At 41.3% G+C, this 22,117-nt stretch carries 18 protein-coding genes; 10 read left to right on the forward strand and 8 right to left on the reverse strand.

Going from position 1 to position 22,117, the window contains the following annotated elements; translation table 11 throughout:
• Positions 1-8: 8 nt before the first annotated feature.
• From K0S23_RS05525 to purL, 3 genes are all read right to left on the reverse strand, one after another.
• Complete coding sequence (locus K0S23_RS05525; RefSeq protein ID WP_300355398.1) at positions 9-629, reverse strand: hypothetical protein; 621 nt, start codon at positions 627-629, stop codon at positions 9-11.
• Positions 630-802: 173 nt separating this feature from the next.
• Positions 803-1,435, reverse strand: coding sequence for a 16S rRNA (guanine(527)-N(7))-methyltransferase RsmG (rsmG, locus tag K0S23_RS05530; protein WP_300355399.1), 633 nt, complete (start codon positions 1,433-1,435; stop codon positions 803-805).
• Positions 1,436-1,513: 78 nt separating this feature from the next.
• Positions 1,514-3,751: a phosphoribosylformylglycinamidine synthase subunit PurL gene (gene purL, locus K0S23_RS05535; protein ID WP_300355401.1), complete on the reverse strand. Its 2,238-nt coding sequence runs from the start codon at positions 3,749-3,751 to the stop codon at positions 1,514-1,516.
• A gap of 187 nt (positions 3,752-3,938) precedes the next feature.
• On the opposite strand from purL, the gene K0S23_RS05540 reads away from it, so the two are divergent.
• From K0S23_RS05540 to K0S23_RS05555, 4 genes are all read left to right on the forward strand, one after another.
• Positions 3,939-5,387: a hypothetical protein gene (locus K0S23_RS05540; RefSeq protein ID WP_300355403.1), complete on the forward strand. Its 1,449-nt coding sequence runs from the start codon at positions 3,939-3,941 to the stop codon at positions 5,385-5,387.
• Positions 5,384-6,148, forward strand: coding sequence for an SDR family NAD(P)-dependent oxidoreductase (locus tag K0S23_RS05545; RefSeq protein ID WP_300355405.1), 765 nt, complete (start codon positions 5,384-5,386; stop codon positions 6,146-6,148). Before K0S23_RS05540 ends, K0S23_RS05545 begins: the two co-directional genes overlap by 4 nt.
• Positions 6,148-7,776 carry an amidohydrolase gene (locus K0S23_RS05550; RefSeq protein ID WP_300355407.1) on the forward strand — a complete coding sequence of 543 codons (1,629 nt, stop codon included), beginning with the start codon at positions 6,148-6,150 and terminating at the stop codon, positions 7,774-7,776. The genes K0S23_RS05545 and K0S23_RS05550 overlap by 1 nt, the downstream gene beginning before the upstream one ends.
• Before the next feature lie 237 nt (positions 7,777-8,013).
• Complete coding sequence (locus K0S23_RS05555; RefSeq protein ID WP_366944289.1) at positions 8,014-9,810, forward strand: AMP-dependent synthetase/ligase; 1,797 nt, start codon at positions 8,014-8,016, stop codon at positions 9,808-9,810.
• 90 nt (positions 9,811-9,900) lie between these two features.
• Here K0S23_RS05555 and K0S23_RS05560 read toward each other — a convergent pair whose 3' ends face one another.
• The 3 genes from K0S23_RS05560 to K0S23_RS05570 all read right to left on the reverse strand — a co-directional run bounded on the left by K0S23_RS05560 (position 9,901) and on the right by K0S23_RS05570 (position 12,783).
• Positions 9,901-10,953 carry a DNA topoisomerase IB gene (locus K0S23_RS05560; protein ID WP_300355409.1) on the reverse strand — a complete coding sequence of 351 codons (1,053 nt, stop codon included), beginning with the start codon at positions 10,951-10,953 and terminating at the stop codon, positions 9,901-9,903.
• Between the two features lie 100 nt (positions 10,954-11,053).
• Positions 11,054-11,656 carry a sigma-70 family RNA polymerase sigma factor gene (locus K0S23_RS05565; protein ID WP_300355410.1) on the reverse strand — a complete coding sequence of 201 codons (603 nt, stop codon included), beginning with the start codon at positions 11,654-11,656 and terminating at the stop codon, positions 11,054-11,056.
• Positions 11,647-12,783, reverse strand: coding sequence for a glycosyltransferase (locus K0S23_RS05570; protein ID WP_300355412.1), 1,137 nt, complete (start codon positions 12,781-12,783; stop codon positions 11,647-11,649). Before K0S23_RS05570 ends, K0S23_RS05565 begins: the two co-directional genes overlap by 10 nt.
• 81 nt (positions 12,784-12,864) lie before the next feature.
• Here K0S23_RS05570 and tgt point away from each other — a divergent pair, with 81 nt between their 5' ends.
• The 4 genes from tgt to K0S23_RS05590 all read left to right on the forward strand — a co-directional run bounded on the left by tgt (position 12,865) and on the right by K0S23_RS05590 (position 16,213).
• Entirely contained in the window at positions 12,865-13,995 is a 1,131-nt protein-coding gene (tgt, locus tag K0S23_RS05575) for a tRNA guanosine(34) transglycosylase Tgt (protein ID WP_300355414.1), read from the forward strand.
• Positions 13,996-15,108, forward strand: coding sequence for an LptF/LptG family permease (locus tag K0S23_RS05580; protein WP_300355416.1), 1,113 nt, complete (start codon positions 13,996-13,998; stop codon positions 15,106-15,108). It begins immediately after the preceding gene.
• On the forward strand, positions 15,108-15,869 hold the full coding sequence (locus K0S23_RS05585; RefSeq protein ID WP_300355418.1) for a DUF481 domain-containing protein: 762 nt from the start codon (positions 15,108-15,110) through the stop codon (positions 15,867-15,869). The genes K0S23_RS05580 and K0S23_RS05585 overlap by 1 nt, the downstream gene beginning before the upstream one ends.
• A 125-nt stretch (positions 15,870-15,994) precedes the next feature.
• Positions 15,995-16,213, forward strand: a complete 219-nt coding sequence (locus tag K0S23_RS05590) for a hypothetical protein (RefSeq protein WP_300355420.1) — start codon at positions 15,995-15,997, stop codon at positions 16,211-16,213.
• 342 nt (positions 16,214-16,555) lie between these two features.
• On the opposite strand, the gene K0S23_RS05595 is transcribed toward K0S23_RS05590, so the two are convergent.
• Both K0S23_RS05595 and K0S23_RS05600 read right to left on the reverse strand, forming a co-directional pair.
• The gene (locus K0S23_RS05595; protein WP_300355422.1) at positions 16,556-17,785 is read right to left on the reverse strand and encodes an MFS transporter; all 1,230 of its coding nucleotides are present in this window, start codon (positions 17,783-17,785) and stop codon (positions 16,556-16,558) included.
• A gap of 6 nt (positions 17,786-17,791) precedes the next feature.
• Complete coding sequence (locus tag K0S23_RS05600) at positions 17,792-19,927, reverse strand: DNA mismatch repair protein MutS (RefSeq protein ID WP_300355424.1); 2,136 nt, start codon at positions 19,925-19,927, stop codon at positions 17,792-17,794.
• A gap of 189 nt (positions 19,928-20,116) precedes the next feature.
• Here K0S23_RS05600 and K0S23_RS05605 point away from each other — a divergent pair, with 189 nt between their 5' ends.
• A complete protein-coding gene (locus K0S23_RS05605; protein ID WP_300355426.1) occupies positions 20,117-20,881 on the forward strand; it encodes an exodeoxyribonuclease III in 765 nt (254 codons plus the stop codon).
• A 72-nt stretch (positions 20,882-20,953) separates the two neighbouring features.
• Positions 20,954-22,063: an outer membrane beta-barrel protein gene (locus tag K0S23_RS05610; RefSeq protein WP_300355428.1), complete on the forward strand. Its 1,110-nt coding sequence runs from the start codon at positions 20,954-20,956 to the stop codon at positions 22,061-22,063.
• Positions 22,064-22,117 lie beyond the last annotated feature (54 nt).

Here is a 22,117-nt window from a genome sequence, read left to right on the forward strand (position 1 = left end):
ACCAGCTTTTAGTCAACAATTAAATAATCCAATTCATTCAAAATCTGCGCTCTTTTTGTTGGCTCCAAATCTTTCCATTCGCTAAAGCGAATATGTAAACGATTGGCATCTGAAGTCAGCTGCAGATAGGCAGCCGGATAGTCTCTCGCCCAGTCCCATACTTGTTCTTTATAGTTTTGAAAGTCTGAATCAGTGAAGTTTGAACTGGTCCATTGTGGAAATGGTCTCGGAGGAAGTTCATTTAGCAGTTCATCTAAATTATATCCCTGAAGCAGGTTGTTTAATTCGGTGCCGGACTTCAAAGTGATTTGAATACTGTTTCGGTAAATGAATTGAACACTTGTATTGGCTTGTCTCAAGTGCTCGTATTCTGTCACATCAAAGTGCTGGATATTCAGTAGTTCTCTTACGGAAAGGTCTGTCTCGTTCGCTGAAAACGTAAAACTGGAGCTGAAGTAGTTCCAAAGTACCTGTAAGCGAACCGGGTCAATTTCAGCGATTTTTTTAATTCTTGGCGGTAGATGATGCTTTTGAACCATCCTGTTGGAGGCAATGGTTGAATAGCTTGTTTGCGCGGATGCTCCAAAAACGCCCGAAAACAGGCAGAGTAGTAGATATAAGGACTTCATAATCAGTATGATTTGCTACACAAGTATACAGATAACAAATAGTTAAAAAACTAACATCCCAAATGAATGTGCAAATAGATGGTTTTATCGATTGTTTTGCCGTTTTCAACGAATATTGAGGGAGATGACACTTTTAATCCTTTATAGAACAGGATGTTATGACTGGGAAGGTTTTAAGAAGCCATATTTACATAAACCACTGCTTTTGTTTCAAAAAATTCTCCCGAAAAGATTTTTTGCAGTGAATGAATTTTATAAGGATGTTTGACCGGCGTCATTTCTTCTTTCAAATCACCGCCTTTGAGGTATAGAATTCCGTTTGGAAGCGGGTTTTTGTTTTCTTTTAAAAACTTTCCTTTTGTCCAGGGTAAAAAAGCAGGCATTGCAGTCACTGCACGACTTACAATAAAATCAAACTGTTCTTTGATCTCTTCTGCACGTGCGTGCGTGGCACGAACATTTTGAAGTCCCAAAGCCAGTGCAACTTCATTAACTACTTTGATCTTTTTCCCAATGGAATCTACCAAATGAAATTGAACTTCCGGAAACAGGATTGCCAGAGGAATTCCGGGAAAACCACCACCTGTTCCAATATCCAAGACAGAAGAACCGGGTGTGAATTCCATGATCTTTGCAATTCCCAGGGAATGAAGTACGTGACGCTCGTAAAATTCTTCGGTATCCTTCCGCGAAATTACATTGATCTGGGCGTTCCAGAATAAATACAATTCCTCCAGGTGCTCAAACTGTTTTTTTTGAACGACTGTTAATTCGGGGAAATATTTTTCTATTAGCTCAACGCTCATTTCAATATTGATAAAAGACATTAGACGAAAGACTCAAGACAGATTGGTGTATCTAGTCTTGAGTCTAAAAGTCTTTTATTATCCTTCAATTAGTTTACCAAGTGCATTATCAAAAATCTCTTTTGCTTCAGAGATGAATCCGAAATGCTCATCGTCAACCATCATTTTACCTTTTGTAACATGTCCAAGAAGTGTGTAGTTTACACCGCTTCCCATCATGAATTCGATGAATTGTTCTTCGGTTTCTTCCGAAACAGTTACAACAACACGGCTTTGAGCTTCACCAAACAGGAACGCATCTTCGCGTACTTCGGAATCAGTAACGATATCGAAACCAAGTCCGCGCGGCATAGACATCTCAACGAGTGAAACGAACAAACCACCATCGGCACAATCGTGGGCAGCATTGATCAATTCCTGGCTGATTAAACCTTTTACAGCTTCCTGTAGGGTGTATTCTTTTTCCAGGTCGAAATGCGGAGCCGGAGATGCTTCGATTTTATGGTATTTCACCAAATATTCCGAAGAAGCGATATCGTTAACACAATCTCCAAGAATAAAGATCAAATCACCTTTTTGTTTGAAATCAAGAGACATGATTTTCGACTTGTCTTCCACCACACCGATCATTCCGATAGTTGGAGTAGGGAAAACCGGAATCTCTTTACCGCCAATATTACTTTGGTTGTAAAAAGAAACGTTTCCACCTGTTACTGGGGTTTCAAATTTCAAACATGCTTTAGACATTCCTTTGATCGCACCGACAAATTGCCAGTAAGATTCCGGATTGTACGGGTTTCCAAAGTTCAGGCAGTTTGTGATTGCGCTTGGGATTCCTCCTGAAACAACAATGTTACGGGCAGCTTCCGATACGGCAATAGCAGTTCCGATTTCAGGATCTGCGTTCACATAACGCGAGTTACAGTCAACCGTCATGGCTAATGCTTTCTCCGTTCCTTTCAGGTTCACAATTCCGGCATCCGTAGGACGGTTTGTCGTCATTGTTTTTGTTCCCACCATGGAATCGTACTGTTCGTAGACCCATCGTTTGGAAGCGATATTCGGCTGGCTCAACAAGAAGAACCCGATTTCCTTTAAGTTGTCCGGTTGTTCTACCGAATCGATATTAAATTTCTTATATTCCTGGTAATATGCAGGCTCTGAATATTCGCGCTGATATTGCGGTGCACCACCTCCAAGTACCAATGATTCTGCAGGAACATCTCCTACCAATTCACCGTCCATGTAATAGCGAACACGACCATCATCCGTTACAGTTCCGATTTCTTCAGCATGCAAGTCCCATTTATCAAAAATGCGTTTTACGACATCTTCTTTTCCTTTTTGAATCACAACCAACATACGCTCCTGGGATTCAGAAAGAAGGATTTCATAAGGTAACATGTTTTCCTGACGGGTAGGAACACGATCAAGATGGATTTCCATTCCAACACCACCACCGGCGCTCATTTCGCAGGTAGAACAAGTAATTCCTGCAGCGCCCATGTCCTGCATACCAACAATTGCGTCGGTGTTTGCCAATTCCATAGTTGCTTCCAAAAGCAGTTTTTCCATGAAGGGATCACCAACCTGAACGGATGGCAAATCCTGTGCAGATTCTTCCGTGATATCTTTTGATGCAAATGCAGCTCCTGCAATTCCGTCTTTCCCTGTAGAGGATCCTACGATATAAACCGGATTTCCTGGTCCTTTTGCTTTTGCGGAGATTACTTTTTTGGTGTCAATAATACCGGCAGAAAATGCATTTACCAGCGGATTTTGATTGTAAGATTTATCGAAGAATACTTCACCACCAACGATTGGAATACCAAAAGCATTTCCGTAATCACCGATTCCTTTAACAACTCCTTTAACCAACCATTTGGTGCGAGCTTCCTCAATATCACCAAAACGCAATGAGTTCAATTGTGCTACTGGGCGCGCACCCATAGTGAAGATATCGCGGTTGATACCTCCAACTCCTGTCGCTGCTCCCTGGTAAGGTTCCAATGCTGAAGGGTGATTGTGCGATTCAATTTTGAAAACACAACCGATTCCACCTCCCAAATCTACCAAACCGGCATTTTCTTCACCTGCTTTTACCAACATGTGCGGACCATCTTTTGGTAATTGTTTTAACCAGTAAATGGAGTTTTTGTAAGAGCAGTGCTCAGACCACATGACAGAATAAACTGCAGTTTCAGTGAAGTTTGGTGTGCGACCCAGGATTTCTTTGATCATTTCAAATTCATCAGCTCGCAAACCTAATTCAACCGCTTGCTCGAGGGTAGCTTCTTGTTTGATGGAAGTACTCATTTTGTTATAACTTTGATGCAAAAGTAATCATTCCTTTGTTCATGGGAGGCCGAACTTTACCGTTTTTTTCCACAGAATAAAGGATGGAAATTATCAATTATTAATTATCAAGGGGGAAGACTTCTTGATAATTAATAATTGATAATTGATAATTGATAATTGATAATTAATTTAATTTAGAGCCCTCATGGTATTTGCACTAGTACTGATTTGTTTGACATGGCTTGTCTGGAAGTTCAGAACGGACGGTTTGTCGCGGACTAATTTGCTTATTGGTTGGGGGATCAAGATGCTTTTTGGCATCTTATTCATGATCATTCATACCAAGATATATGGAATAGGTGATATCACCGTTGATTGGGAGGAATATATGGATGACAGTGTCACGTTAAATAATGTGGCTTATCAGTCTTTAGGTGATTACTTCAAATTTTTATTCGGAACAAATTCGGAATCGGCTGTTCAGCATTACCTTGCGAATACGAATCATTGGTCGGCGGGAGATCTGGATCTGATGAATGATTCCCGAAACGTCCTGCGCATAAACAGCTTACTCGTATTCATTTCGCGCGGAAATGTTTATGTACATATCTTATTCTTTTCCTTCTTTTCCTTCATCAGTTTAAGAGAGATCTTCCTGGCATTCAAAGACCGGATCTTTTATGATAAACGCTGGTTTTGGTTTGCACTTTTCCTCTTTCCAACTTTAAGTTTCTGGACCAGTTCTGTTTTGAAGGAGCCCTTAATGATCCTTGGTCTGGCATTTATATTCAATGCATTGTTCGGACAATTATCCTGGAAGTTTCGTCTGTGGAGACTAATCATTGGGTTTTTGCTGATGCTTTGTTTTAAGCCTTACGTTTTGGCCTGTTTGGTGCTAAGTATTCCTGTCTTTTTACTGGGGAAATTTGTATTCAAAAAGAGATTGTGGTTAGTGCCTTTAAGTCTGTTGGCCGGCGCAGTCATTCTCTTTGCGTCATTTTCAAATTTGAGAACAAATGTAACTCATCGTTTGACACGTATGCAGTTTGATTTCATGAATGTCGGAAGAGGTGGGGTTCATGCATATGCCGATTCCTGCTACTATTATTTCAGAACAGATCAGTATCCCGATCTGAATTTTTTAAAAAACGGTAATCTGCAGGTTAAAAAGACACTTGTGGCCAAAAAAGTAACTTTCGGAATGACTTATCCTTTTGATGATGTGGTGTTGTCACCGGCCGACGGCCCATGGCGAATAGATTTTACCGGGGAAGCCTGCGGGAGTTATATCGAATTGACCTCAATCGGAAATGATCCCGAACAACTGGTCAGAAATATTCCCGAGGCAATTTCAAATGCTGCTTTCAGGCCAACATTTTGGGATCCGGGAGGTAAGCTGAAGTTTGTCAATTTTATGGAAACGATCTGTTTGTTTATTTTTCTGGCTTTCGGGTTTTGGTATAATCGCCGGAACAGAAGCCACGAGGAAAAGAATATCATTCTTTTTTTGCTCTCGTTTTCGGTTCTGTTGTTAGTGTTAATCGGGTGGACAACACCGGTTTTGGGTGCGGTAGTCCGCTACCGGATGCCGGCATATTTAGCACTGTTTATAGTGGTCTTTATCGGTTCAAGGCCGTTCAAATTTAAATTATGAAGAAATACGTTTTAATTACCGGGGCAACCGCTGGTTTTGGTGAAGCAACAGCCCGGATATTTGCTGAGAATGGCTGGAACCTGGTTTTAACAGGAAGAAGGATGGATCGTTTGGAGTCTCTGAAAAAAGAACTTCGAATGAAAGCGGTTGATATCGTGCTTTTGAATTTTGATGTCCGGAATGAAAATGACGTAAACGCAGCTGTTCAGCAATTATCTGATGAGGTGAAAAGTAATCTTTCCATTCTGATCAACAATGCAGGTCTGGCAGTTGGGCGAGGTCCGATAGATTCCGGTGTGACTGATGACTGGGACCGGATGATCGATACCAATGTAAAGGGTTTACTTTACGTTACACGAGCAATTTCTCCGATCTTGAAAAAGAACGGGGGAGGACATATCGTAAATATTGCCAGCATAGCCGGGAAAGAAGTGTATGCGGGCGGGAATGTTTATTGTGCAACCAAACATGCTGTTGATGCTTTGTCGAGATCCATGCGTATCGATTTGGTACACGACGGTATCAAAGTGACGAATATTGCACCAGGCGCGGCAGAAACCGAATTTTCCATTGTCCGGTTTAAAGGCGATGAACAAACAGCGAAAAATGTATACGATGGTTACGACCCCTTAATGGCGGAAGATATTGCAGATGCTGTCTATTATGTTTGTTCCAGGCCGAAACATGTCTGTATCAACGACCTGGTGATCATGCCGAGTGCCCAGGCGAGTGCTACTATATTTCATAAATCTCATTCATAATGCGTTACTTCTCATTCTTTTTAATTGTCCTTTCGAGTGTTTCATGTATGAAAGGCAAATCGGTGGATTTGGTGATCCATAATGCGAAAATTCATACAATGGATGATAAAAACTCCGTTGCGCAGGCAATTGCAATCCGCGATGGAAAAGTAATAGAAGTTGGTCCTGATCGCCAGATTATGAACAAATACAGTGCAGATGAATACATGGATGCTGAAGGGAAAGATATTTTTCCGGGGTTTGCTGATGCACATGGGCACATGATGAGTTTAGCCCGGCAAAAGCTATCGGTTAACCTGGTGGGCGCTGCGTCCATGGAGGAATTAATAGTGCGGGTAGAGAAGTATTCCCAGCGAAAAGAACGTTCGGTCATTGTCGGAGGGGGCTGGGACCAAAGTTTGTGGAATGTAAAAGAACTGCCGACAAACGAGCTTTTGAATGAAAAATTCCCGGATAAACCAGTGGTTTTGTACCGGATTGACGGGCACGCAGTTTTAGTAAATGAAGCAGCACTTAAAAAATTCGGGATCAATGAATCTTCCCGGATCGACGGTGGTGCGATTTTGAAAAGAGAAGACGGAAGTCTTAACGGCATCTTACTGGACAATGCAATTTCACTGATCAGCAATCAACTGCCGGATTTTTCAGATCGTGAACTGACCGGGGCATTATTGGAGATCCAGCAGGAATTATTCGGATATGGAATTACTGACGTTCACGAAGCAGGTCTCACACCGCATGATTTTAAACTGATCCGGCGCCTTGTAAAAGAAAATAAACTGACAATAGGGATTTACGGAATGCTTTATCCCGAAAAGGAAAATGCAGATTTTGCCAAGAAACACGGTTTCCTGAAAGAGAAAAACCTGTTGGTACGTTCTTTTAAGGTAATGGGAGACGGTGCGCTTGGATCGAGAGGAGCACTTTTGAAACAAGCTTATTCAGATGATCTGCACAATCATGGCTTACTAACCACTTCAATCTCAGATATGCAACGCTATTCATCATTGGCAGAGCTAACAGGATATCAATTGAACATTCATGCGATCGGGGATTCTACTAATCGCCTGGTGCTTGAATTGATCAAGGCTTATTCGGCAAAGAATCCGGATCACCGTTGGAGGTTAGAACATGCTCAGGTGATCGATCCAAAAGATTTTGATCTGTTGGCAGTTTCCGGTGCGTTTCCTTCCGTACAGCCAACACATGCAGTAAGTGACCAGCGCTGGGCGGAATCGCGTTTGGGGAAAGCCCGTCTAAAAGGTGCCTATGCTTATAATACCTTATTACAGAAAGCCGGGATGCTGGCAATCGGTACCGATTTTCCGGTTGAAAGCACCAATCCGTTTTTGACTATTCATGCAGCTGTCAACAGGAAGAATGCCGAAAACGATCCGATCGATGGTTTCTTAATGAGTGAAGCCCTAACGGAAGAAGCTTGTTTGCGTGGAATGACTATTTGGGCAGCTTTTGCCAGTTTCCAGGAAGGAACAAAAGGAAGTCTTGAAAAGGGGAAGGATGCTACTCTGGTTATTTTAGAGAATCCGTTTTCTTCCAAAGGAAGCTATAATCCGAACTTCTCAAAGATTACTTTCATTAGGGGTAAGAAGGTGTTTTCTATGGAATAAAAGAGGGTTCGCCGGCAAACGAACCCTACAAACCAAAAAACCAAAAACGATCAAACACAAGTCATTATTTTTTGTAACTTTCCAACTAGTTCATGAATTGCACTTGATCGAAGTTAGAAACTATATTCCCACAACATAAATGTAAGGACAAGTTTCTTAACGAGGTGCTGTGAAAAAACAAACACTGGTTTTGGATGAACATTTTTGCGCTATTGCTTAATTTTTAATACATATATTGTGAGTGCTATTACAACTGATATGAATGAAGTAAGACGACTGTTTGACGTGCCTGCTTATCAATTGAATAACTTTCCAAGTGCTTCCATGTTTGTTACCAAAACTGAGGGAGTCTGGAAACCTATGACGACCGAAGAATTTGTAGCACTTACAAATCACATTTCCAGGGGACTCGTAGAGCTCGGTGTTTCAGTTGGTGAACGTGTGGCATTGGTTTCGCCCAACCGTGTGGAATGGAATATCCTGGATATTGCAATCCAGCAAGTAGGTGCTGTGGTGGTTCCTGTTTATCCGAATATCTCGGTTAATGACTATGTGTATATTTTTAATGATGCCGGAATCCGCCATGCATTTGTAGCAGGTGAAGAGCTTGCTCACAAAATTCAAGGTGTAGCTTCGCAAATCCCAACTCTTGATAAGATCTTCACATTCGATCAGCTGGAGGGTTTTCCGAATTACAAGGACCTGATTTCTTTGGGAGCGGCAATTCCACAGAATAAGATCACGGAATTAAAAGCGAATGTCAGGAATCAAGACCTGGCTACGATCATATATACTTCAGGAACAACCGGGAATCCGAAAGGAGTGATGTTGTCTCACAATAACCTGCTTTCCAATGTAATTGCCTGTAAGACGAGTATTCCGGCTGATGAGCATTCCCGGGTCTTAACATTTTTACCGGTTTGTCACGTATACGAGCGGATGCTGCATTACTTATATATGTATTGCGGTTCATCGATCTATTTCGCGGAATCATTGGATACTATCGGGCCAAACCTGTTAGAGGTGAAACCACATGTTTTCACTGCTGTTCCCCGTTTGTTGGAAAAAGTATTCGACAAGATCATGCTCAAAGGTGAAGAGTTGACAGGTTTAAAACGGAAAATATTCTTTTGGTCCGTTAGAGTTGCCGAACAATACCATACCGGGAAATTAGGCTTTTGGTATAAGATAAAACTTGCGATTGCCCGAAAACTGGTGTTCTCAAAATGGCAGCAGGCACTGGGGGGTGAAGTAAGGGCGGTTGCGTCCGGTTCTGCTGCACTTCAGCCTCGTTTGGCCCAAATCTTCCTTGCTGCAGGAATTCCCGTGTTGGAAGGTTATGGTTTAACAGAAACTTCCCCGGTTATTTCAGTGAATTGTTTGAAGAAAGGAGTTCGTATCGGAACTGTCGGACCATTAATTGATGGTGTGAAAGTGAAAATTGCAGAAGACGGAGAGATTTTGGTGAAAGGACCCAATGTAATGATCGGGTATTACAATTTACCTGAAAAAACGGCTGAGGCGATTGATTCGCAGGGTTGGTTCCATACTGGAGATATCGGCACATTCGAGGAAGGGAAATTCCTGAAGATTACAGACCGCAAGAAAGAAATTTTTAAGACTTCCGGAGGGAAATACATTATTCCGCAGGCCATGGAAAATACTTTTAAGGAGTCGCGTTTTATTGAGCAGATCATGGTTTTGGGAGAGGGACAAAAATTCCCTTCTGCATTCATTGTTCCTGCGTTTCCTTTTGTAAAAGAATGGGCAAGCCGCAAGAATATTCAAATCGGAACAACGAACGAAGAGATTGCTCAAAACCCGGATGTAATTGCGCGTATTCAAGAAGAAGTTGATCGCATCAACGGAGGATACGGAAGCTGGGAGAAGATCAAGAAATTTGCGTTGCTTCCGCAGGAATTCGGAATTGCAACAGGAGAACTGACACCGACTTTGAAATTGAAACGTAAAGTGATCCTGGAGAAATATAAAACGATTGTGGATGATTTTTATAAGGATGATCATCATGAGTGATTTAGTAAGCACGAACCGGAAGCTCGTGCCAGTAGACGGGGAATAATAAAATACACGATAACGAAAAAGTAGGGGGCGATTAATCGCTTCCTACTTTTTTTTAGGCTGTGTTGTTTTTTTCAAAATGGTTAATAGCAACTTTTCTTCGGAACCAAGCCATGTATCGGGAGACGGAATGTTCTTAATGTATTTTTCCAGTTGACTGCTCTCGTAAAGAGTTAAAATTTGCGGATGCACATAATATTTTTTGCAGATAGTTCGGGTGTTGCCCAGTCGTTCACTAACCAGATCCAAAACTTCTACCATTGTTTTCTTGCGAGCAGTTTCATTATCCGCGAAGTCTGAATTCAGAAAACCTTGCAGTGCGCAAACACTTGCCGACCAAGTCCGTAAATCTTTGGTGGTAAACGAGTCTTCAGTATGTTTTCGAATATAGGAATTCACTTTTCCCGAATCCAATGTATGACGATTTCCGGCCTGATCATAATATTGAAAGAGTGCTTTTCCCGGAATATCACGACATTGTTTGACAATACGTGCCAATCGTTTGTTTCGTAACGAAATGGTGTGATGAATTCCTTTTTTTCCTATAAAGGAAAAGTGAATTTTTTCTCCCGAGATCTCCACGTGTCTGTCCTTTAACGTGGTCAATCCGTAAGATTTATTTGTTTTTTCATATTGGTTATTCCCAACCCGGATGTGTGTTTCATCCATTAGTGCCAGGACAGTAGCAATTACCTTATCTTCACTTAAGGTCTTTTTTCTCAGGTCGCTGGTGATTTGTTTGCGAAGCTTCTTTATCGCATTTCCAAAATCGATTAAACGCGAAAATTTCGATTCGTTCCTGGACATCTGCCATAGCGCATGATAGCGGTATTGTTTTCTTCCACGGAGATCCAGTCCGGTACATTGAATATGTCCGTTGGCATCTTTGCAAATCCAGACGTTCTCCCAGGAAGGTGGTATGGCTAAAGCTTTAATTCGCTGTAACTGTTTCTCCGAGTCTAATTTCCTATTATTGTAATAATATTCAAAACTCTCCCCTTTTCGAATACGGGAGATTCCTGGATCCGAAACCGAGACGTAAACTAAATCAGCCATTTCGGGAAAGGCATTCAAATCGAAAACTTCAGCTATAATCATAACTTAATTTATCGATTGATTTTTGACCAGATGTTACATTTAAGAATTTTTAGGGGTTTTTCTCGTTGACCGGGAATAGATGAATTCCGTCCTTAATTGGTTATATAGTGTCTTTTGTTTGCTCCATCATTTGTGCCAGGAAATCACGCGCTCTGAACAGCTGCGCTTTAACGGTTCCCAACGGAAGATTCAATTCGTCAGCTATTTCCTCGTAACTCAATTCTTCAAAGTATCTTTTTTCGATCAGTTCCCGGTAACGCGGTTTCAGCTTACTCACTAAGTTGCGCATGTGTTTTACTTTCTGACTGTGAATGATGTGTTCTTCCGGGTCGCGGGTATCGGATCTTGCATCAATACCAACAGCTTCACCGTCTTCATTGGTGTAACCGGTATCCATCGAAGTTAATTTGATTCTTTTTTTGCGGATAAAGTCAATGCAGTTGTTCGAGGCAATTTTAAAAAGCCAGGTAGAGAAAGCAAAACTTGGGGAGTATTGTTCCAGCCGGCTGAAAGCTTTTCCGAATGCCTCGATTGTTAAGTCGTCTGCGTCATCTGAGTTGCGAACCATCTTCATCATCATGAAATAGATAGATTCCCGGTACCGGTCCATTAACTGCGCATAAGCCGCCTGGTCGCCATTTTTAGCCTGGTCAACCAAAACCAAATCGATGCGTGCCTTATCCGATAAATGATCTACTTCCATTTCGAAGAATTTTTTTGCAATGCTGAATAATAAAAGAATGGAAGAATCAAAGTATATGCCAAGTCGGTTAAGGGCAAGAGAGCAATGAATCCCGGTGATTTTAACTTCTTAAAACAAAGTCCCAAAAGCCACCATTTTATCACTGTCACAAAACCAAATCCTGCCAAGGCATGTATCCACCATCCACTTTGTAAGATCAAAAGAACAAAAGATATCATCATCAGAATCAGGCTTGTCGGATATATTCCTAACATTGCTTTCTTGAAAACCTTGTATCGTGGGGATGTAGTGTAATGCCGGGACTTCTGAAGCACAAAAGATTCCCAGTTTTCCTTGGCTTCGCTATATTGAAATGTATCAGGGTCCAGCTGGATCGTGTAATTGTTTTTCTTTGCAGCCTCCTGGATGAACAGATCATCATCACCCGACATCAGTGAATAGTGAGATTTGAATCCGTTGGTTGATTTAAAAACTTCTTTGGTATAAGCCATATTTCTTCCTACTCCCATATAAGGAGCCCTGCTCAAGGCCATGGAAAAGTAGTTCACGGCGATCATAGTCGTATCGAAACGGATGATCTTATTCAGGAAACCCTTCTTTTTAGTATATGGCCCGTAACCCAAAACAATCTGTTTTTTATCACTAAAGCGTTCAACCATTTTCCGGAGCCAAAGATTACTTGCCGGTGTACAGTCTGCATCCGTCAGTACCAAATGTTCGTAACGTGCTTTTTTAATGCCTAAAGTCAGGGGGAATTTCTTGCTTGGCAGCAGATGCTTGCTTCGCTCCACTTCCATGACAACCAGGTTCGGATACTGGCGGCTTAAGGCATCCAGGAGGTACTTCGAATCGTCCATGGATTGGTTATTGATGACTACCACTTCAAACGGAGCCGGATAATCCTGGTCCAGGATCTTTGGCAGGTTTTCGTATAAATTGTCTGATTCGTTGCGTGCAGCAATAACAACCGATACCGGCGGTAATTCGCCCGATGCCGGTTTGTTCTTCCAAAAAGCTAGTCTCCCAAAGAAAAGTACGGAGTATATCAGCTGAATGGCTAATAGTCCTGCAAAAATCCAAAAGATATAAAATACGCCTGTTTCCTGTAATTCTGGGATAATTCTCATTAAAGTGTCTTCTTCGCTTACAAAGATGGGGCTCTTTCCGAAATCCACTTATCTTTGCAGCGTTTATTTTTCAACACAATTATGCACTTTGAACTGAAGCATACAGATCCGCACTCGAAAGCAAGAGCAGGACTTGTTCATACGGACCACGGAACAATTGAAACTCCGATATTTATGCCCGTTGGAACACAAGGGACAGTAAAAGGTGTTCACCAGCACGAATTGCGCAATGATGTGGAGGCACAAATCATTTTGGGAAATACCTTCCATTTGTATTTGCGTCCGGGTTTGGATGTGATCGGAGGGGCTGGAGGTTTGCATCAGTTTATCGGCTGGGACCGGCCAATCCTGACGGATAGCGGTGGTTACCAGGTTTATTCCCTGGCTACAAGCCGGAAAATAACCGAAGAAGGTGTTCGCTTTCAATCACATCACGACGGAAGTTATCACTTTTTCTCACCGGAACGGGCTATCGATATTCAACGCACAATCGGTGCCGATATCATCATGGCTTTCGACGAATGCACACCGTATCCTTGTGATTACAATTATGCAAAACGTTCGATGCATATGACACACCGCTGGTTGAAGCGCTGTATCACTCAAATGGATTCCACAGAACCGAAATACGGATACTCTCAGGCGCTTTTCCCGATCATACAGGGCAGTGTTTACCCGGATCTGAGAAAAGAATCGGCTGAATTTATTGCCGAACAAAATGCGGTGGGAAATGCTATCGGGGGATTATCTGTGGGCGAGCCGGATGAAGACATGTACAGCATGACCGATTTGGTTTGTTCTATTTTACCGGAAGATAAACCGCGTTACCTGATGGGAGTCGGGACTCCGGTAAATATTCTGGAATCCATAGCTCTGGGAGTTGATATGTTTGATTGTGTTATGCCATCCCGAAATGCGAGACATGGAATGTTGTTTACTTCCGAGGGAACGATCAACATTAAAAATCACCAATGGAAAATGGATTTTTCTCCCCTGGATGTCAATGGGACGGCTTATGTAGACCAGGTTTATACCAAAGCATATTTACATCACCTGATCAAAGCAAAGGAAAATTTGGCAATCCAAATTGCGACAATTCACAATTTAGCCTTTTATTTGGCGTTGGTTAAAGAAGCGCGTAGAAGGATTTTGGATGGAACGTTCAGAACCTGGAAAGATGAGCAGGTGAAAAAATTAGGAAGAAGAATTTAAATGCTTAAAATCTTAGATCGGTATATCATTCGAAAGTTCCTTTCAACATTCTTTTTTATGTTGGGAGTCATTATGCTTTTGGCAATGGTATTCGATGTTGCCGAGCGTCTATCTGAATTTATCGACAACCAGGCCCCGCTCCGCGCAATCATTTTTGATTATTACTTTAACTTCCTGCTGTATTATGGAAATACTTTTTCTTCCATGATCGTCTTTATTTCCGTGATTTGGTTTACGGCAAAGATGGCCCAGGAAGCGGAGATTATCCCGATGCTGAACAGCGGAAGACCATTTATCCGGATTCTCCGGCCTTATATGATCGCAGCAACGATACTGATGCTCCTGTCGCTGATTCTGAATCATTTCGTTTTACCCAGAGCAAACCGCGTCCGTTTGGACTTTGAAGAATCTTTTTACAGGGACCGTCTTCTGGTAGAAAATTACCATGCGGAATTTCCCGGGAACGAGCTGATTCATTATGCCAGTTATAATTCCCAGGAGAATATCATTAACGATTTTGTTATTGAGAAATATGATGATCACAGCAGACTGGTGCATTTTTTGAAAGCCCGCACTGCTACCGTGGCACATGGTTCTTCAAACTGGCACCTGACAGATGTTTTCGAGCGGCTCGTATCCTATGACGATACCATTGCTTTTAAGGATCAGCTGATCAATCAGAAGATCCGTTTAGTTGAAGAGCACAAAAAAGACACCATATTGCCTTATCGTATTGAAGACATGGCAATTCGCGATAATATTGCAGAAGCGATGACTTTTTCGGAATTAAAACAATTTATTAAAAAGGAAAAAGATAAAGGAAACAGAAATGTTCCCACATTTGAAATAGAGCTTTATCAACGGACAAGTTATCCATTTGCAACATACGTTCTGACCCTGATCGGGGTAAGTGTTTCAAGCCGGAAGAAACGAGGTGGTATCGGAGTGAATATAGCAATTGGTTTGTTATTCGTTTTCATTTACATCTTTGCAATGAAAGTAACAACCGTAGCAGCTACAACGGTTGGATTTCCACCGATTGCTGCAGTTTGGCTGCCTAATTTTATTTTTGGCATTTTAGCCATATTTATGTATCGCATTGCACCGAAGTAATGAAACGAATCCCTTTATTTTACTTCCTGTTTGTTTGTCTTTTTGGTTCAAACGCTCAGATTGTCAATATTGAAAACAGGCGCATATATGAAGATACTTCCGGATGGAGTGGTGCGCTTGACGCAGGATTTGCCGTTACCCAAAATTCACCCGATATTCTATATTCCGGAAATTTACGTCCCAGGGTGCAGTATAAAACGCGGAAAAATCATTTCTTGCTGATCTCGGATCTGAATTATACTGCATCGAATAAAACAACGTACGCAAATTCGGGAATGTCCCACTTCCGCTATGCCAGGCGAATCCGCAACAGTGCATGGAAATGGGAGGCCTATACCCAAATTCAGTACAACCAGTTGCTGAATCAGCGCGTGAGGTATTTAATCGGAACAGGGCCAAGATGGAAATTTATTGATACGAATAACGTCCGGTTTTTTGTTGGAACATCTACCTTTTGGGAATATGAGGAATTGACCGAGGACGGAATCATCAATGACAATTTCCGGTCGAGTACCTACTTGAGCTGGTTTATCCGCACCAAAACGGGATTTAGTTTTTCAGGTACCACTTATTACCAGCCCAGATGGGATAAATTCAGCGATTTCCGGTTTTCAGGACAGTATTCGGTTAATCAGGCAATTACCAAGAGATTGGACATGCGGATTGAGTTTAACCTTTATTATGACAGTGCTCCGCCTGTGAATGTGCGGAAAACTGTCTTCAGTTCATCAGCCGGAATCCACCTGCGTCTGGGCGAATAAGCTCTTTTTCCTTTTTTGTATCCGATCAGTTTTTAACTTTCTGATCCTTTTTTAACATATGTTGATTCTTTTGTTGTTTTATTAGAGGTATCTTGAGGTGAATTAGAAACTAAAAAACAGGTATTATGAAAAAGGTAATTTTAGGAGTTTCGGCAATTGCATTGTTGGGCTTGGCATCTTGTAAAAAAGATTATAATTGTGAATGTACTTATCAAAATACAGGTAGTAGTACAACAATTACAGAGAATAAAACAATTAAAAATTCATCTTTGGATGATGCGAAAAAGACTTGTGATGGTTATGAATCAGAAGGAAGTGTCACCAAAACTTGTACGCTTTTGTAAGCGCAGTTGGTATGAAGAATTTAATATTGGGAGTTTCAGCAATAGCATTGTTGGGGCTGGCATCTTGTAAGAAAGATCGCAATTGTGAGTGTACGTATCAGGATACGGGTAACACCACGATAATAGAAAACAAAGCAATTAAGAATGCGACGTTAAAAGACGCTAAGAGAATATGTGATGATTATGAATCTAGCGGATTCACAAAAACGTGTACGCTTCAATAAAAGTTGCAGATTGTTTAATATAAACCGGTTAAAGTTTTGTGAATACAAGCTTTAACTTTATAAATTGCCGCGTGCTGATAAATTGATTTCATCTATTTCAGGACGCGGCATTGTTTTTTTAAAATTCGTCCAGGTGATTATTTGACACATCCTTTTTGCGGGTAAGCAGGAATAAAATAAGAACGATCAGGGTGCAGAAAAAGAAACCTATTCCTGCAACGATTATTACAATGTGGCTGTTGCCTTCACCAATCCCGTCGAAGATCTTATTTCCCATAAACATGGATAAGAATCCGAATAATGCAAGTGCAACTCCGGAGTAGGTTGCCATTAATTTTTTCGGTGCGTACTGGATGATTAAACTTAAAAATATCGGGACAACTAAAATTTCACCGATAAAGTTTAAACTGATAAAACTGATAGTGAAGACTGAATTGTCCGAACGTCCGTTTGCCATCATAAGAATGGCCGCAAGGATTGAAAGGGTGGCCATTGCAAAACCGATAATGATTTTGAGCAGTGGCGAAAATTTGAAACGGTTCCATAGGATTCCAAAAACCAGATAACCCGTCAGCGGAATCAATGATGGAATCATATTTACAAACAAGTTCACATCAGATCTGAAGCCGGTGTAGTTAAAGTTCGACATGGACCTGTCCAACAACTGCTCAAACAACCAATAAATAAAGAGTCCTAAAATTGACAGGAAGATCAGTTCATTCGCCCGGTTACCAAACTCAAGATTCAGTTGATTTGCTTCAGACTGATCTTTGGGATACCTGATGAAGAAGCAAAGCCCGATGATAACCACAAAACAGATGATGCAGGAGGTGAAACCGCTTTCAAAAGTATCTGCAAGATCAAAATAATGAAATGCCCGTGGAGCAAGAAAAGATCCAAGATTAATAGCAAAAAGACTCAAAGTGACAGCGCCATCTATTTTGTTTTTTTTCGCAGAATACACGCTTCCGATCGATTTCAAGATGGCCGGGGAGAATAAGGACTGTCCCAGGATGAAAACAAACATTCCCAGGTAGAACATTCCCAGTTGCTTCTGCATGAACAGTAAAATCCCGCTTATTTGAAGCACGGCACTCACAATGATGGAAAGCTTAGGGCCTAACAGAAAGTCCACGATCAATCCACCGAAAACACGTGCAAATAAGAGAGCGGATGCAAATGTCAGAAGTAATTCATTGGCATCATCACCATACAAATTCATGGCATCACTGATGAGGTAGCTGAAAGCGAAGGTTTGTAAACCATAAAAGGCAAAGCGTTCAAGGAAGAGCATGCTGTTCAGAACGCCCGATTGTCCGAGGTAGTAGTAGTTGTTGGTAGTTGACATTATTTTTTATTTAATCCACATTAATTTCTCCCGTTCCACTTTTAAGCGCATAAACCCGAAAACGACCGTAAGCATATGACCCTTAATTTCTTCAACCGTGCCGCTTTGTTTGGTTTCGATCATTTTTACAGTTGAACCGACCACAATTTTATCACGCTGGTAAATGTCTTCTTCCGGTTTTTGTGTTTTCCGTTTTTTGGCCGCCGGTTTTTGAGGTTTGGCCTGTGCCTGAATCAGTTCGACCTTTCGTTTTGCTTCTTCGATTTTGGATTTCTCCACCATCAGGTATTTGCGGACATCTTCCAGTAAAGGGTTATTTGCATCCTTCTTTCGCGTCCTGGTCTGGTACCTGTCAATAAATGACTTCATTTTTTTACCTGCATTGATAAACAGGTTGTTCTTTTCAGCTAAATCCTGGTGTGTACGCAAGCGTTCATCAATGCGCTGTTTCTTTTCAATGAATTCCTCCCGGGCATTATTGGCCAATTCCTGTGCTTCAATATGCTCTTTATTCAAACGCTGCAGATACATTTTTTCACGGTTCAGCTCATTGAGCAGCTGATCCATTTTTACGCGACTCTGATCTAATTTCCCTTTGGCCTGTTCAATTAAGTCGAGCGGAATCCCATTCATTTGAGCTACCTCGAAGGTAAATGAACTTCCAGGTTGCCCCATTGAAAAACGGTATAATGGTTCAAGTGTTTCGGTATTGAAAAGCATACATCCGTTCACCGCATTTGGTAACCGGTCTGCCTTAAGTTTGATATTGGCATAATGTGTTGTGATAACACCGTAAGATTTTCGTTTGTATAGTTCCTCGAAAAAAACTTCGGCTAAAGCACCACCCAATTCAGGATCTGATCCCGTTCCGAATTCGTCCAGTAAAAGTAAGGTTCTCCTGTTGGCCACCTTCAAAAAGAATTTCATCCGCTTCAAACGGTATGAATAGGTGCTGAGCTCATTTTCAATGGATTGATTATCCCCGATATCGGTTAGAATTTGCTGAAAGAAGCAAAACTTGCTGTTTTCGTGAACAGGTATCAATAAACCGGCCTGAAGCATAAGCTGCAATAAACCGATTGTTTTTAAGGTAATTGATTTACCGCCGGCATTCGGACCTGAAATAACGAGCATGCGGCTGTTTGCGTCCAGGATCAGACTTTGAGGAAGGGTTGTTTTTCCAAGAGCTTTATTCGTTTTCCACAGAATCGGGTGGAAAGCATCGATCAGTTCTATTCTGGTATTTCTTACAATTCCCGGGAGATTGGCATTCAGGTCAAGAGCTAATTTTGTTTTTGCATTGATAAAATCAAACTCCGTGAGCAAGACCTGGTAAGCTTCGATTAAAGGTAAGTGGTGTGCAATGTCTCTGGTTAATTCCTGGAGTATGCGGAAGATTTCTTTTCGCTCATCATCCAAAGACATTTCCAGTTCATTGTTTAAAGGAATATTGATTGCGGGTTCGATAAACGTCAGACTCCCGGTTTTGGAAGATCCGACAACCATTCCACCGATCTTCCGCTTGTGGCTCGACTGTACGGTTAAAACCCTGCGCTCATTGATAAAAGCTTCCTTTGTATCGCCAAGAAGTCCTTCCTTCAGATACCTGCGCATTTCCTTGTCAAAATTCCGGTTGATCTGGTTCCTCAGTTTCAGAATCTGCTGCCGGATAGCATATAATTCAGCAGAAGCATCGTCCTTAATCTGGCCCCGGCGATCAAATACCTTTTCAATTGCTTCAATAAGTTCACGTGTAAAATGAACATTATTGAGAATTGCAAAGAGGTTCGGGTAGTCCTGTGAGCGTTTGTCAAAGAAATGCAGCATGTGATTGACGAGCTCTGAAGCGCGTGTAATGCGCACAAAACCTTCCTGCTGCAGAACTGCATTGTGAATAGGAAGTAATTTGATCTCAGCTTGTAATTCTTCAAAGTCTAGCGCGGGGAAAGATTCGCCTTCTACCCGGATACTTTTGAATTCATTTAGCCGGAGCAACTCAAATTCGATCGCATCAAAATCGTTGTTTGGCTCCAGGTTTTCCAATCTGCTTTGAGCAGTTGGGCCAATACTGAATGCAGCCAACCATTCCCTGATTTGGTTAAATTCTAAATCGTGAAGCGTTTGCTGATCAAATCCTTTCATGCTGTAAAAATAATGTCAATTTGGAAGCTGGCAAAAGAGAGTGGTGAAATGTTAGGAAATACATCGTTTTGAACCGGGAAAATTTGTTCTAGGGTTATAACCCTAGAAGGGTGGTTAATTTTTTTTTGCTTATATTATTATGAAAGCTCACATCAAACAATTTTCTATTTTTACTTCCAAATTCACTCTATGAAACTTCTTTCTTTTAACGTTAACGGAATTCGCGCAATCGCTGGAAAATCTTTTATTTCTGACATGCAGGAGATGCAGGCTGATGTAATTTGTTTGCAGGAAACAAAAGCATCTGTAGAGCAGGTGCTGGAAACGGTGAATCCTTTGGGTTATCCGTTTGTCTATGCAAATGAAGCAGGCAAGAAAGGATATTCGGGAACCGCAATTATTTCAAAGACAGAACCGATTTCAGTTGTTTACGATATGGGGATTCCCGAACACGATGACGAGGGAAGGGTTATCTGCGCCGAATACGACCAGTTTTACCTGATCACGGTTTACGTTCCCAATTCCGGGAGTGAATTGCTTCGCTTGCCTTATCGTCAGGCATGGGACGCGGATTTCCTGCGTTACTTAAAAGCATTGGAAGCGAAAAAACCGGTCATTGTCTGCGGAGATTTCAACGTGGCTCATAAAGCAATCGATTTGGCACGACCAAAAGCAAACTACAACAAATCTGCAGGGTATATGCAGGAAGAAATAGACGGTATGGATGCGTTCATTGGTAGCGGATTGGTTGATTCCTGGCGTGTATTGAATGGGGATGAGATCAAATATTCCTGGTGGAGTTACCGAGCAGGAGCAAGAGGGAAGAATATCGGCTGGAGAATTGATTATTTCCTGGTTTCCGAAGCATTTGTTCCGAAGTTGAAAGCGGCAACTATTCACAATGAGATTATGGGATCGGACCATTGTCCGGTTGGTTTGGAGTTGAGCTTGTAAAACTTAATAATTAAAATCGAATCGGGTACTTTGTATAAGTTGTTAAACTCAAACACGTAATTCATAAAAATCATGAAATACTTAGTGCCTGTTTTTTTGATGATAAATGGTCATTTATTTAGTCAGGTTGCCAATACCGGGATGACCGCTAATTATGATTCATTGGAGGTCGGAAAAATAAAGATTGGTGGTTTGGTCGATGCTTATTATGGCTTCGATTTCAATCAACCTGAAACTTCTGACAGACCCTATTGCGTATCATCTTCTCGCCATAATGAGATCAATATCAATTTGGCTTACGTTGAATTGCAATACATCAATAAACGTGTACGCGGGAGATTGGTTCCTGGATTCGGAACTTATGTCAATGCTAACTATGCGAATGAAAAAGGCAGTTTGAAAAACCTGATTGAAGCAAACGTAGGAGTTCGCCTTTCAAAGAAAAGAGATATGTGGCTTGATGCCGGAATCCTTGGATCTCCATTTACCAATGAAACAGCTATTTCCAAAGATCACTTGATGTACACACGTTCATTTGCACCGGAATATGTGCCCTATTATTTGACTGGTGTAAAAGTGAGCGCACCGATCGGAAATAAGATTAAAGTATACGGATATATTCTCAATGGCTGGCAGGTAATAAGCGACGTTAATAATCCGCTTTCTGTTGGGACTCAGATTGAGTATCGGCCTTCAAAGACTGTATTGATTAATTGGGATACGTATGTTGGTGATGAGTCATCCAAGTTAACACCGGATAATCGCACACGCTATTTCACAGATGTTTATTTAATTTATAATTCCACAAAGAAATTTTCAATGACTTCATGTGCGTATATTGGCGCACAGGATAAAAAAGATTCTCTGGGGATTAAATCACAAGCCATTTGGTGGCAAGCTAATGTGATAGCTGCTTACCAGTTTACCAAAGCTATTTCATTGGCTGGTAGAGTCGAGTATTATAATGATCTAAAATCCGTTCATGTTATTCCGATTACCTCTGTAAAAGGATTTGATACTTATAGTGCAGGGTTGTGTTTTAATCTGAAAGTCGGTGACAACGCTTTTTTCCGTCTGGAAGGAAAATATTTCTATTCAGACAGGAAAATGTTTATCGATCAAAACAATCAGGAAACGAATTGGAGCAGCTTATTAATAACGAATCTGACAGTTTGGTTTTAGTATAGCAAATCATACTTCCAAAATGAATTCCCGTTTTTCAAAATGAAATGGATT

Origin of the sequence: Fluviicola sp., from assembly GCF_029266855.1 — a bacterium.
GTDB lineage: Bacteria > Bacteroidota > Bacteroidia > Flavobacteriales_D > Crocinitomicaceae > Fluviicola.